Source organism: Corallococcus sp. Z5C101001 (genome assembly GCF_007352635.1).
Classification (GTDB): domain Bacteria; phylum Myxococcota; class Myxococcia; order Myxococcales; family Myxococcaceae; genus Corallococcus; species Corallococcus silvisoli.
Genome location: NZ_VKLU01000005.1, coordinates 493,534 through 506,246, shown reverse-complemented (window position 1 = coordinate 506,246; position 12,713 = coordinate 493,534). Strand labels below are relative to the sequence as shown.

The following is a 12,713-nucleotide window of genomic DNA, read 5'->3' as shown; positions in this document are numbered from 1 at the left end:
GCACGGCGCTTGCTTACGTGAAAGTCCATGAAGGTGATGACCCTGGCTGCCCTGCTGATGCAAATGACCTCCGCCGGTGGCGCGGGCGCGGAGGACAAGCGGGCGGGCAAGCACGTGGAAGACGTGGGAACCGAACACAGGGGCGCGGTGGCGGAGGACATCACCTCGCTCAAGGGCGAAATCGTCAGCTTGAAGGAAGAGTTCCGGCGCGCGCGAGAGCGGCAGCGCCTGGCGGCGGAAGAGAAGCAGCGCCAGGAGGAGGCTCGTTACGGTGTCCCGGCGAAAACCGCTCCCACGCCTGCCTCCGGAGGGGAACGAACCCCCGCCCGATGAGTCGGAGGCGATCGAGGTTCCGGTCGACGGCAACCTCGACCTGCACCTGTTCCAGCCCCAGGACGTGAAGGACGTCGTCACCGAGTACCTCTGGGCCTGTCGCCAGGAGGGCGTGCTCGACGTTCGCGTCATCCACGGCAAGGGCACGGGCGCGCTCCGGCGCACCGTGCAGAAGCTGCTGGCCACGTTGCCGGAGGTGGAAGGCTTCCAGACCGCCTCGGAGGTGGACGGCGGCTGGGGCGCGACGTGGGTGCGGCTCAAGCCCCGATGAAGGGGCCCGGCGCCGCGGCCCTCAGGACAGCCAGAAGTACGCGGAGGCGATGAGGGTGCGCTTCTCCGTCACGCGCCCCTTCTGGGCCAGCTCCGCGAGCTGCCGGTCCTTGGCCGCGTAGCGCTTCTCCTCTTCGTTGCGCAGCGACGCCAGCTTGCGGCGGTAGTCGCGCTCCTGCCGGTCCGAGTGCGCCCGGGCCTTGGCGCGCTCCGCGGTGTCCTCCACGCCGAGCACGTCCTTGCGCGCGTCGAACCACGCCTGCCGGGCGGACTCCACCACCTCGCGCGACTCCATCAGGCAGTCCTCGACGTAGCGGTCCGCGCGCTCCTTGGCCTTGTCCAGCTCCAGCGCGTTGCGGCGCTCCGCGGCGCGGATCAGCTCATCCTTGGCGGTCATCAGCGACTGCTCTTGCATGAGCTGCACGGACACCGGCGCGGGCTGGCGGCGCTTCTCTTCCTTCGCGTCGAGCTTGGTGAAGTGGACCCCGTCCGTCAGCGGCAGGGCGCGGAAGCCGCCGTCGCGGTCCTTCACCAGCACCAGATGGACCAGCTTCTCCTCGGGCTTGAGGCCCGTCGTCTCGAACTTGTAGACGAACCACCAGCCCTCGCTGCCCGCGAGCCGGGCCAGCCGCGAGGGCAGGCCGGCCGCGTCCAGCTGAAGGTAGCTGACGGCGTCCTGGGTGCGGTCGCGCACCGCGTAGGCGGCCTTGGCCACCTGGAGCCGGCCGGAGGTGCGGCTGCCCAGCACGGAGCCGGTGAGCGCCTTCGCCTCCTGCTGGCGCTTCGCGACGACCTCCTTGGCCTGGTCTCCCGCGACGCGCAGGCGTCGGCGCACGTCGCCGTCGAAGCGCTCCAGCACCACCGAGCGCATCGCCGTCATGCGCTGGCTGATGCTGCCCTCCAGCTCCTCGCGCAGCTTGTCGAAGGCGACGTTGATGTCGGCCGGGTTGCGGCAGGACTGGTAGATGTCCAGCACGCGCCGCTCGAAGTCGACGCCGCTCTCCAGCACGCCCAGGATCTCATCCGACGCGCCGAAGACGCCGTCGAACAGGTTGAGCTTCTTCTCCAGCAGCTCGAACAGGCGCGCGTCCGCCGCGTTCTGCCGGTTGAGGAAGTTCACCACCAGCACGTCGCGCTGCTGCCCGTAGCGGTGGCAGCGGCCGATGCGCTGCTCCACGCGCTGCGGGTTCCACGGCAGGTCGTAGTTCACGACCAGGTTGCAGAACTGGAGGTTGAGCCCTTCGGCGCCCGCCTCCGTGCAGATGAGGATCTGCGAGCGGTGGCGGAACTCCTCCACCAGCGCCCGGCGCTCCTCGGGCGTGCCGCCGGCGTCCCCGGAGAGCAGCGAGATCTTCCCCCGGTAGCCGTGCTCCGACAGCAGGTTGAAGAGGTACTGCTGCGTGCGCTTGGACTCCGTGAAGATGAGCGCCTTCTCCGGCCAGGAGTGCGTGCGCATCACCGCGAAGGTGCGGTCCAGGGCGCGCTTGAGCGCCTCGCCCTTGGCGTTGATGCGGATGGAGTCCGCGAGGTCCGCGTACTGCCGCAGCTCCCAGACCTCCTGCTCCAGCGAGCGCACCTGGGGGGCCTTGGCGGGGTCGTCGGACCACTCCTCGCCTTCCTCCTGGTACTGCTTGGCTTCCTCGGGCTCGAAGAGCGCCAGGGCCTGCTGTCCCAGCCGCGCGGCCTCCAGGCGCTTCTGCAGGTTCTCCGACAGCCGGCGCAGGGTGGGCGCGATGGCGAACGTCGAGGAGGCCAGGAGCTTGCGGTAGCACAGCGTCAGCAGCGTCTTCTTGCCGGGCTCGATGGCCGCGGCCTCCGAGCGCTGGAGGTACTCACTGACCTTCTCGTAGAGGTCGTGCTCCTCGGGGGACGGGTGGAAGTCCTCCACGATGCTGCGCCGGTTGGTGTAGCGGACGTACTCGCGCACCTGGCGGCGCAGCGTGCGCTGCACCACGGGCGCCAGCCGCTCCTTGAGCTCGCAGGCGGCGGCCTCCGTCATGCCGCCGCCCTCGTCGGCGCGGTAGCGGCTGCGGAAGGCGTGCTCGGGGCCCAGGATCTGTTCGTCCAGCAGCGACATCAGGCCGAACAGCTCCATCAGGTCGTTCTGGAGCGGGGTGGCGGTGAGCAGCAGCTTGGGCCGGCCCGCGAGCGACGCGCGCAGCGCCTGCCCCGTCTTGTTGTTGGGCCGGTGCGCGTTCCGGAGGCGGTGCGCCTCGTCGATGATGATGAGGTCCCACGGGATCTCCGCCACGAGCGCGGAGCGGTTCGCCGCGAACGGGTGCGAGCAGATGACGGGGAAGGGCTGATCGAAGCAGTTGTTGTGGCGCTTCACGTCGCGGCCGTCGACGAGGACGCTGTCCAGGTCGAACTTCTCGCGCAGCTCCGCGTTCCACTGCGCGCGCAGCACCGCCGGCGCCAGGATGAGGATGCGGTTCTTGCCCTCCGCCATCAGCTGGGCCACGACGAGGCCCGCCTCGATGGTCTTCCCCAGGCCCACCTCGTCCGCCAGCATGCAGCCGCCGCGCGACAGGGCGTCCAGCGCGAACATCGCCGCTTCGACCTGGTGGGGGTTCAGGTCCACCTTCGCTTCGGCGAGCGCGTTGGCCAGCCGCTGCTGCGTGTCCCCGCTGCGCGCCAGCAGCTCCTCGGCGAGGAGCCGCTCGTGGAAGGGCGTCAGCCCCGCCTCCACCAGCTCCTCCGCGGCCCGGGCCGCGACGGCCGCGGCGTCCGCCTCCACCTGCAGCTTCAAACCCCTTGCGACCTCCGCCAAGTCCCGCCTCCCGTCCGGTTTGGAGCGTGCGCGCGTGCGCGCGAACAGTTGAGGCGCGCCATTCTGGGCAGCGATCCGCATCTGTAAAGGGGGTCCTCCGCGAGGCCGAAAACTCGGCCTCCGCGCGATTGGCAAGGACGCAGTTCGGCGGAGTGTCGCGGGCGCACTCGAGCGTTGGAGCGTGCCAAAAGGCTTGACGGATGCGACTGGAGCGCTCAGAGGCGTCCGCGCGCCTTGACGTCCAGGTACACGTTGAGTGCAGCGGCGCCGAAGCCGCGGGCCGGCGCGCGCACCACCAGCGCGCCCGCGTCGCGCAGCGTGGTGGCGGTGCGGCGGTATTCGGCCTCCATGCGGGCGGCGGCCTGCCGTGCGTAGGCGGCGGGCGCGTCGCCGGGCACGTCGGTGGCGGCGGCCTCCAGGTCCTCGTCCAGCAGCGACGCGACGACGGGCAGGTGCCGGGGGCGCAGGGCGAGCGTGCGCGTGAGGAGCGCGGCGGACGCGTCCGGATCCACCAGGTCGGTGAAGAGCACCACCAGCGCGCGGCGCGTCTGACGGGCGAAGGCGAAGTCGAACGCGCGGCCGTAGTCGCTCTCCTCCAGCCCGGCCTCCGCGCGGTAGAGGGACTCGGTGATGAGGCGCAGGTGCTCCGCGCCCTTGTGCGGAGGGAGGAAGGCGCGCACGTCGCTGGCGAAGGCGAGGACGCCCACCACGTCGCCCGCGTCCAGGCTCACCCGCGCGAGCCTCAGCGCCGCGTCCACCGCGTGGTCCAGCTTGCGCCTCCCCTGCACCCGGCCCGCCATGTGGCGGCCACAGTCCAGCAGCAGCAGCACCGGCTGGTGGCGCTCCGGCTGCCACGTGCGCACCAGCGTGTGGCCATGGCGCGCGGAGGACTTCCAGTCGATGTGGCGGTAGTCATCTCCGGGGCGGTATTCGCGCAGCGATTCGAACTCGCGGCCCTCCGCCGTCTTGCGCAGGAGCGTGCGCGCGGACACGGCCTCCGACGTGCGCGCCAGCGTCAGCGCCTCGCGCGACAGGGCGCTCAGGTCCGGATACACCTTCACGTCCCGCGCGGCGGGCAGCTGTACCTGCCGTGAGCACAGCCCCAGCGGGCCCGACAGGCGCAGGCTCACGTCGCCAAAGCGCGCGTCGCCCCGCGCGGGCGGGCGCACCCGGTACGTCAGCCGCGTGGGCCCGCCTCCGGCCTCCAGCGTGAAGGGTTGCCGGTGTCCGTGGCTCTCCATGTCCAGGGGCGGCTCGTCGCGCAGCTCGCCGCGCACGGGCCGGGGCGTGTTCGCGCGCAGCTCCCAGCGCACGAGGTTGTCCACGCCGGAGGAGAGGATGGGCTCCACCTCGCGGCGCGCCTCCAGGTCGCGGGCTTGGGGGGCGCGCAGGAAGTCCACGGCGCACAGGAGCAGGACGGCCACGTCCACCGCGAGCGCCAGCCACCCGAAGGAGGGGTTCGCCACCGCGAGCGCAGCGGGCACGAGCGCCGCCGCGAACAGCGCCACGGCGAGGCCGGTGGGGACGGGACGCCCTGGGCTCACCGGGGCACTCGCACCCGCTCGAGCGTCTGCCGGAGGACGTCATCCGCCGTGACGCCCTCCACCTCGGCCTCGGCCTTGAGGAGGAGGCGGTGGTTGAGGACGCTGGGCGTGACGGACTTCACGTCATCCGGGGTGACGAAGTCGGTGCCCCGGAGCGCCGCGTGCGCCTTGGCCGCCGCGAGCAGGGCCTGGGCTGCGCGGGGGCTCGCGCCCAGCCGCACGCGGGGATGGGCGCGGGTGTCGCGCACGAGCTGCACGACGTACTGGAGGATGGAGTCGTCGCACGCGACGCGAGCCGCGCGGTCCTGCAGCTCCGTCAGTGTGGCGGCGTCGAGCACGCGGGACACGGCGGGCGGCCGGCCCTCGCGCTGGTGGAAGGCGCGCAGGAGGGAGGCCTCCGCGTCCCCGTCCGGATAGCCCACGCGCACGCGCATGAGGAAGCGGTCCAGCTGCGCCTCGGGGAGGGGATAGGTGCCCTCCAGCTCCAGAGGGTTCTGCGTGGCGACGACGAAGAAGTGCGGCGGCAGCGGGTGGGTGACACCGTCGATGGTGACCTGCCGCTCCTCCATGGCCTCCAGCAGCGCCGCCTGCGTCTTGGGCGGGGTGCGGTTGATCTCATCCGCGACCAGGACCTCCGTGAAGACGGGGCCCTTCATCAGGCGGAAGGACTGCGACTGCGGCTGGAAGACGTTGGTGCCCAGGATGTCCGCGGGCATCAGGTCCGGGGTGAACTGCACGCGGGAGAAGGACAGGCCCAGCGCGCCCGCCATGCTGCGGGCGGTGAGCGTCTTGGCGACGCCGGGCACACCCTCCAGCAGCACATGGCCGCGCGCGAGGAAGGCCGTCACCAGGTCGGCCAGCACGCGGGGCTGGCCCACGACGGCCGAGCCCAGCGCGTCGAGGAGGCGGGAGAGGGGCGTGGCGTCGGACATGGTGGCCCGCGACGGTAGCCCGCCTCCCATCCCCCGCGGCAGCGAAATCCTCGGGGGGCCGGACCTAGTCCTGGCGTCTCAGGCCCATCAGTCCGCCGAGGAGCGCGATGACCGCGCCGAGGATGCCCAGGAAGCAGCCGATGCTCGGCGACGAGTTCATCATCTCCGAGTTGCCGAGCGGCGACGGCACCAGCGTCGTGTCCGACGAGAGCTTCAGGAACACCAGCGACCACGCGAGGCACACCACGCTGCAGACCATCTGCGCGCCCCAGGGAATCATGGGGTTCACCCAGGTCATCACGTTGCGCGACCGCAGGCCGACGAGGACCATCTGCGCGACGGCGAAGAGGAAGGAGACGAAGCCCAGGCTGATGAGGCCCAGGAAGTCGCCGTCCGCGGCCGTCTCCTTCCACGGCATGAAGCAGGACAGCACCACCAGCGTCGCGCCCCAGAAGGCGATGCGGTCCCCACCTTCCAGCTCCTTCAGGAACGAGCGCGCGTCGTCCAGCAGGACTTCCGGATCATCGATGGGCGAGCGGTTGGACTCGAGCTCGCGGGCCTCGCGGGACCAGGGGTCCGCGGCGTCCCCGGCGTCGTCCTCTTCCTCCTCGACGGGCGCGGGAGCCGGGCGGCGGGGGGCCGGGGCGGCACGCGCGGGGGCGGCCTTCGCCGCGGCACCGGTCCGGCCCGCGGGGCGCTGGGCGCGCTCCCTGGCGATGTCGTCCATGCTGCGCACGTTCGTGGCGTCGTCGCCCGGCGGCGGCGCGGCGGCGCGGGCGCCCGGCTTGGCGCGGGCCGGGGCAGGGCGTGCCTTGGGCGGCGGCGCGGCCTTCGGCGCGGGCGGGCGTGAGCGCGGCGGGGGGCCGACTCCGGTGCTCTCGTCATCCCCGGGACCGCCCTCGTCCCCGCCCCCGAGGAAGGACTGGTCGATGATGTAGTCGCATTCGGGGCAGATGGCGGTGTCGTCCGCGACCTTGCGATTGCAGCCTGGGCAGTTCAGGGCTGGTGCTCCGGGAGGGGGGAAACGGCGCGATATCTTCCCGGCCCCCGCGCGCGCCTGTCAAACCCCTTCAAAGCCATAACCCCTGGATTTTCGCGGGGAATTGACCTAGCCCCTCCGGACATGGCCCGCCTGACCGCCGCCGTGTCCGCCGGAATCCTCCTCCTGAGCGCGTGCGTGCGCACCGTGCCACCGTCCGACGGAGGGGACGAGCCGCCTGCCCGCGTCCTCCAACGCATCCAGGACTGGGAGGATCGCCGTTCGCTCGGGGGCGGCGAGCTCGTGCGGCTCGCCACGTCAGCCCCGGAGGCCCTCGTGCGAAGCCGCGCCCTGCGGGCCCTGGCGCGCATCCAGGACCTGGAGACGCTGGACGCGATCCTCGCGGGGCTGACGGCGCCCGCGACCACCGTGCGCGACGAGGCCGCCTTCGCGGCGGGCGAGCTGGCGTTGTCGTGGGAGCCACTGCCGGCGGACGCCCAGGCGAAGCTGACCGCGGCGCTGGTGCGCGCGGAGGCCACGGAGACGACGGACCGGGTGCGCATCACCCTGCTGGAGTCGCTGGGGAAGCTGGCCACGCCCGGCGCGGTGGAGGTCCTGACGGCCCGCCTGTCGCCGCCCGGCGAGCCCTGGTCGGAGTTCGCGGCGACGGCCCTGGGCGTCGCCGCGCGCAAGGCGGGCCCGGCGGCGGTGGCGGGCGTTCCCCTGGATGCGATCCGCGCGCTGTTGAAGGCGCGCGAGCGCTGGGAGGTGAACCTCGCCGGGGCGTACCTGCTGGCGGCGTCGAAGCGGCCGGACGCCGTGGACGCGCTTCGCGCCTGTCTGTCCAACGCCCAGCCCGACGTGAGGGCCCTGTGCACGAAGGGCCTGGGGGATGTGGGCGGCTCCACGGACACCTTCGCGCTGGGCTTGATGCTCGGAGACGAAGTCCCCCGGGTCTCGGCGGAGGCGGCGCGGGCGTTGGCGAAGCTGGCGGTGAAGTGCCAGGAGGGGACGACCTGTGGTCCGCTGTTGGCCCTGCAGGGCATCGGGTACCGCGCGAAGCGCGTGGCGGAAGGGAAGGCGGAGTGGGGCCACGCCTTGCTGGCGGTGGCCCAGCAGGGACTCCCGCTCCAGGGACGGCCGGTGTTGTCGGGCCTCAGGGCGGCCATGGCGGAAGCGGCCCCTGGCGCCGCGTCCGACGAGGCCCGCGCGGACCTCGCGTGGCTGGACTGCCGGTTCGCGGCGGCGATGGACCGGCAGCGGGGCATCCTGGAGGAGGTGCTTCGGTGTGGAGCGGGCCGCGTCCCTGAAGCCCGGAGGCTCGCGTTGGGGCTGCATGAGGTGGCCCAGTTCAAGGTGCTGTCCGCGACCGCGGCGAAGCCGGGGGACGTGACTCCACCCGTGTCGGGAGCCGCCTTCGCGGTGCCCTACCTGAGCCACGTCAGTCCCGTGGTGCGCGGCGCGGCGCTGGATGCCATTTCCGAGCGGCCCGTGCCCGAAGCGAAGGCGCCGGTGCGAGCGCTCATCGCCGGGAGCGACGCGGTGGTGGCGGGGCTCGCCGCCTCCGCCGCCGGAAAGCTGCACGACGCCGAAGCGCTGCCCGCGGTGGAGGCCCTGGCGGCGCGGGTGCCTCGGGAGCCGGACCTGGCGGAGTCCGTGGCTGGCGCGCTCGTCGCGTTGCAGGGGCGCGCCGCCGAGCCCCGCCTGCGCGAGTGGCTGACCCACCCGCACGCGAACGTGCGCCGCGTCGCCGCCGAAGCCCTCACCTCCCTCACGGGGACGCCCATCCGCGCCGGCCGCGTGGAGCTGCCGCCGCACACCTCCCGTCCGCCCGCCGCGCCCCCTTCCACGACGCTCACGCTGCGCACGCGCAAGGGCGACATCACCGTGCTCCTGGATGAACAGGCGCCGCTCACGGGCGGCAACCTGGTGGCGCTCGCGCGGCAGGGCTACTTCCGGGGCACGACGTTCCACCGCGTGGTGCCGGACTTCGTCGCGCAAGGCGGCGACCCGCGCGGGGACGGGGAGGGCGGCCCCGGGTACTCCATCCGGTGTGAGATGACGCGTCGGCCATATGCCCGGGGCACCGTGGGGATGGCGCTGTCCGGCAAGGACACCGGCGGCAGCCAGTTCTTCTTCACCCACTCGCCGCAGCCGCACCTGGACGGCCGCTACACGGCCTTCGGAAGCGTCATCGCGGGCATGGACGTCGTGGACGCGCTGCTGGAGGGCACGGTCATCGACGACGTCATCGTTGGCGACCACCGCCCCTGAGCCGGCCTCTCGCGCGCGTCAGGCCCCGCTGGCGCGCGCGGGCTCGGGTTCACCGTGGGCGTTGAGCTTCCCGCCGTTCCAGCGGCGGTCCTCCGCTTCTTCCATCATCTCCACCTCGCGGCGGATGCGGGCCCACTCCGTCTCCGGGAGGCCCAGGAACGCCTCCGCGAGCGCCGGGTCGAACTGCGTCCCCGCGCAGCGGCGGACCTCGTCGCGGGCCACGCTCATGGGACGTCCCTTGCGATAGGGCCGGTCGGAGGTGATGGCGTCCAGCGTATCCACGAGGCAGAAGATGCGCGCGCCGACGACGATGTCCTCGCCCTTGAGCCCCAGCGGGTAGCCCTTGCCGTCCCAGCGCTCCTGGTGCTGCAGCACGATGAGCGCCGCCTCGTGCAGGTAGGGCATCTTCGCCAGCATCCGGTAGCCGAACTCCGGGTGCTGCTTCATCTCCACCCACTCCTCGGGCGTGAGCGGCCCGGGCTTGAGCAGGATGGAGTCGCGCACGCCAATCTTGCCGATGTCGTGCAGGAGCGCGCCCTGTTCCACCACGTCCAACGCCGGCCCGGTGAGGCCAATCTCCTGCGCCAGCCGCCGCGCGTACAGCGACACGCGCCGTGAGTGCCACTGCGTCTCCGTGTCGCGGTAGTCCAGCGCGCTGATGAGCCCGTCCAGAAGCCCCGTCGTGCGCTCGATGACCCGGCGCTCCAGGCCCTCGTTGATGGCCAGCAGCTCCGCGTTCTTCTCCGCGACCTCGCGCGTCAGCCGCTCGTTGGCCGCCACCAGCCGGTGGTGCTCGATGGCCTGCCGCACGCTGCTGGTCAGCTCGCTCAGCGCCCACGGCTTGCCCAGCAACCGGAAGACCTCGCCCCGGTTCACCGCCTCCGACGCCGTCTTGAAGTCCGCCGCCGCCGTCAACATCAGCCGCACCGCGCGCGGGTTCTTCTCCCGGAGCGCCGACAGCAGCTCGATGCCGTTGAGGTACGGCATCATGAAGTCCGTCAGCACCACGTCGAAGCCCTGTTCCCGCGCCGCGACCACCGGATCGCTGTGGGTGACGACCTCGTAGCCCTCCGCCTGCAGGATTCGGGAAAGCGCCGCGAGGATGAGCACGTCGTCGTCCACCACGAGGATCCGAGCCATGGGCAGATACGCTCCGAGCGAGTGGGCTGCGTTTTCTCAGAGTCTTATATCCGCTCCACGGGCAGGCAAACAGGCCCCCCCAAGCTTTCCAGTGCTAGTAAACTGCCGGAATTCTTGAAGATTCCCCGAAACCAGTGGTCGCTGGACTCCACGTTACGCTTGCTTGCTCAAGGAAGCGTGTTCTATGGTGGCTGGCGACCCGCCGTAAATGGTTGTAACCCCTTGGAATTCGGGAGCAATCTCCGATGGCTAGAGCCCCTGATGGGCCGGTGCCGGTGGTGGTGATGGGGCTGGGGTTCATCGGGCAGGAAATTGCCAGGGCCGCCCTGTCGTCCCCCGAAGTGGAATTGATGGGCGCGGTGGACTCGCAGCCTTCCCTGGTGGGGCGTCCGCTGGGGGACGTGCTGGGGCAGGCCGCGCCGCGCTTCAAGGTCGCGGACTCGCTGGAGCGCGCCGTGGGGCGCCGCAAGGGCGTGGTGGTGCTGCACGCCACCAGCTCGCGGCTCTCGCAGGTGATGGAGCAGCTGCTGGACGCGCTGAAGCTGGGCCTGCCGGTGGCCAGCACGTGCGAGGAGCTGGCGTTCCCGCACCTCAAGTACCCGGAGCTGGCGGAGAAGCTGGAGCGCGCCGCGCAGAAGGCGGGCGTCGCCATCGTGGGCACCGGCGTGAACCCGGGCTTCGTGCTGGACCGGCTGGTGGCTACCGCGGGGCAGGTCTGCGGGCCCGTCCGCAAGGTGCTGGCCAGCCGCGTGGTGGACGCGCGGACGCGGCGTGAAGCGCTGCAGCGCAAGGTGGGGGCGGGCCTGACGGAGGAGGAGTTCTTCGAGCTGGTGGACCGCGAGGAGCTGGGCCACGTGGGGCTGGTGGAGTCCGCGGCGCTGGCGGCGCTGGGTTTGGGCCTGGACTGCGACGACTTCGAGGAGGAGGTCGCGCCGGTGTTCGCGGAGGAGGAGATCTCCGGCGGCGCATTTGTCGTGAAGAAAGGCCGCGTCGCGGGCATGTTCCAATCCGTGGTGGGTTTGGAGGAGGGTCAGGAGCGGGTGCGCCTGGAGCTGACCATCGCGGTGGGGGCGGACAACCCAAGGGATCGCATCGAAATCGACGCGGATCCCAGACTGGTGCTGGAAATCCCGGGGGGAGTGGCGGGCGACCGGGCCACCGCGAACGCGCTGGTGAATGCCGCGCCACGTTTGACGGCCGCGGAGGCCGGGCTCATGACGGTGCTTGAGCTGCCGTCAGGACGCTGAAGGTTCATCAGGAGAGGGAAATGCTGGACAAGAACGCGATTGGCCGCGCCTCACCGCCGACGCTCAACGAGGTGGAGAAGGGCGCCATCCGGCGCTTCGCCGAAGCGATCGGCGACTACAATCCCATCTACTACGACGAGGAGTACGCCCGTGCCTCGGGCTATCCCACCATCGTCGCGCCGCCCACGTTCCCCGCGTCGTTCCATTCCGCCGCGGACCTCCGTGAGCTGTTGGGGGTGGGCATCAAGAGCCTGCTGCACGCCGAACAGGGCTTCGACTACGAGCGGCCCATCTTCGCGGGGGATCGCATCTACGTGTCCACCCGCGTGTCGGACGTCTTCGAACGGCCGGGCATGTCCGGCAAGATGGACATCGCGGTCATCGAGGACGAAGGCCGTGACGAGGAGGGCAACCTCGTCTTCCGTGCTCGCCGGACCCTCGTGGTGCGTGCCGCCAAGGAGAACGTCTGATGCCCGCGCGCAAGCTCTACTTCGAATCCATTCGCGTGGGTGACGAGCTGCCCGCGCTGGCCAAGGCCCCGGTGGACCGCGTGCAGCTGTCGCGCTACGCGGGCGCCTCCGGCGACTACAACCCCGTCCACGTGGACGAGCTGTACGCCAAGAGCGTGGGCATGCCGTCCGTCTACGCCCCGGGCATGCTCGTCATGGGCATGCTCGGCCAGTTGATCAGCGACTGGGCGCGCGGCGGGCAGCTGCGCCGCTACAACGTCCGGTTCATCAAGATGGTGTGGCCGGGCGACACCGTGGTCTGCAAGGGCCGCGTGAGCGACCGCCACGGCTCTGGCGGCCGGTACTTCGTCGAGATCGACCTCTGGGCGGAGAACCAGAAGGGCGAGCTCGTCATGAAGGGCGGCTCGCAGATCCAACTCTTCTACTCCCTGGAGGACGAGAACCGGCAGCGCTCCGGCCAGTCCCCCATCGTGGTGGAGGTCCCTCGCGAGAGCCTGGTCGTCCCCGCCGCCACCAGCGCCGCCCCCGAGTCGTCCACCAGCGCCGCTCCCACCGCGCCGGAAGAGGACGAGGACGACGACGAGGAGGCGGGCGAGCCCCGCTCCGGCGCCTCGTCCAAGAAGACCGCCCCCCGGGAGAAGCCCGCCGCCAAGACGGCCTCCCTCCCTCTGGCGAAGAAGGCCAAGAAGTAGGCGTTCAACGCTGGAATCCCGCGTTCGGACGGGGCGGCTTCGACCGCTCGTCAACGCGGGGT

Annotated in this window: 11 protein-coding genes; 6 read left to right on the top strand and 5 right to left on the bottom strand. The window is 71.5% G+C overall.

Annotated elements, in window-relative coordinates; genetic code table 11:
• The first annotated feature begins 27 nt into the window (after positions 1 to 27).
• Positions 28 to 333 (top strand): hypothetical protein, encoded by a 306-nt coding sequence (locus FOF48_RS12450; RefSeq protein WP_143901161.1) that lies wholly within the window; start codon positions 28 to 30, stop codon positions 331 to 333.
• Positions 272 to 604: a Smr/MutS family protein gene (locus tag FOF48_RS12445; RefSeq protein ID WP_143901160.1), complete on the top strand. Its 333-nt coding sequence runs from the start codon at positions 272 to 274 to the stop codon at positions 602 to 604. Before FOF48_RS12450 ends, FOF48_RS12445 begins: the two co-directional genes overlap by 62 nt.
• A gap of 21 nt (positions 605 to 625) precedes the next feature.
• Here FOF48_RS12445 and FOF48_RS12440 read toward each other — a convergent pair whose 3' ends face one another.
• From FOF48_RS12440 to FOF48_RS12425, 4 genes are all read right to left on the bottom strand, one after another.
• A complete protein-coding gene (locus FOF48_RS12440) occupies positions 626 to 3,373 on the bottom strand; it encodes an SNF2-related protein (protein WP_143901158.1) in 2,748 nt (915 codons plus the stop codon).
• A 215-nt stretch (positions 3,374 to 3,588) separates the two neighbouring features.
• Positions 3,589 to 4,917 (bottom strand): DUF58 domain-containing protein, encoded by a 1,329-nt coding sequence (locus FOF48_RS12435; RefSeq protein WP_143901156.1) that lies wholly within the window; start codon positions 4,915 to 4,917, stop codon positions 3,589 to 3,591.
• Positions 4,914 to 5,849, bottom strand: a complete 936-nt coding sequence (locus FOF48_RS12430; protein ID WP_143901154.1) for a MoxR family ATPase — start codon at positions 5,847 to 5,849, stop codon at positions 4,914 to 4,916. The genes FOF48_RS12435 and FOF48_RS12430 overlap by 4 nt, the downstream gene beginning before the upstream one ends.
• Before the next feature lie 64 nt (positions 5,850 to 5,913).
• Entirely contained in the window at positions 5,914 to 6,576 is a 663-nt protein-coding gene (locus FOF48_RS12425) for a hypothetical protein (protein ID WP_143901152.1), read from the bottom strand.
• A gap of 396 nt (positions 6,577 to 6,972) precedes the next feature.
• On the opposite strand from FOF48_RS12425, the gene FOF48_RS12420 reads away from it, so the two are divergent.
• Complete coding sequence (locus FOF48_RS12420) at positions 6,973 to 9,102, top strand: peptidylprolyl isomerase (RefSeq protein WP_143901151.1); 2,130 nt, start codon at positions 6,973 to 6,975, stop codon at positions 9,100 to 9,102.
• Between the two features lie 18 nt (positions 9,103 to 9,120).
• On the opposite strand, the gene FOF48_RS12415 is transcribed toward FOF48_RS12420, so the two are convergent.
• Positions 9,121 to 10,242: an HD domain-containing phosphohydrolase gene (locus tag FOF48_RS12415; RefSeq protein WP_143901149.1), complete on the bottom strand. Its 1,122-nt coding sequence runs from the start codon at positions 10,240 to 10,242 to the stop codon at positions 9,121 to 9,123.
• A 245-nt stretch (positions 10,243 to 10,487) separates the two neighbouring features.
• Between FOF48_RS12415 and FOF48_RS12410 the strand changes: the two genes are divergently transcribed.
• The 3 genes from FOF48_RS12410 to FOF48_RS12400 are packed head-to-tail and all read left to right on the top strand — an operon-like array spanning position 10,488 to position 12,651.
• Positions 10,488 to 11,489 (top strand): dihydrodipicolinate reductase, encoded by a 1,002-nt coding sequence (locus tag FOF48_RS12410; RefSeq protein ID WP_143901147.1) that lies wholly within the window; start codon positions 10,488 to 10,490, stop codon positions 11,487 to 11,489.
• 20 nt (positions 11,490 to 11,509) lie between these two features.
• Positions 11,510 to 11,959, top strand: coding sequence for a MaoC family dehydratase N-terminal domain-containing protein (locus tag FOF48_RS12405; protein WP_121715724.1), 450 nt, complete (start codon positions 11,510 to 11,512; stop codon positions 11,957 to 11,959).
• Positions 11,959 to 12,651 (top strand): MaoC family dehydratase, encoded by a 693-nt coding sequence (locus FOF48_RS12400; RefSeq protein WP_143901145.1) that lies wholly within the window; start codon positions 11,959 to 11,961, stop codon positions 12,649 to 12,651. Before FOF48_RS12405 ends, FOF48_RS12400 begins: the two co-directional genes overlap by 1 nt.
• The last annotated feature ends 62 nt before the right edge of the window (positions 12,652 to 12,713 follow it).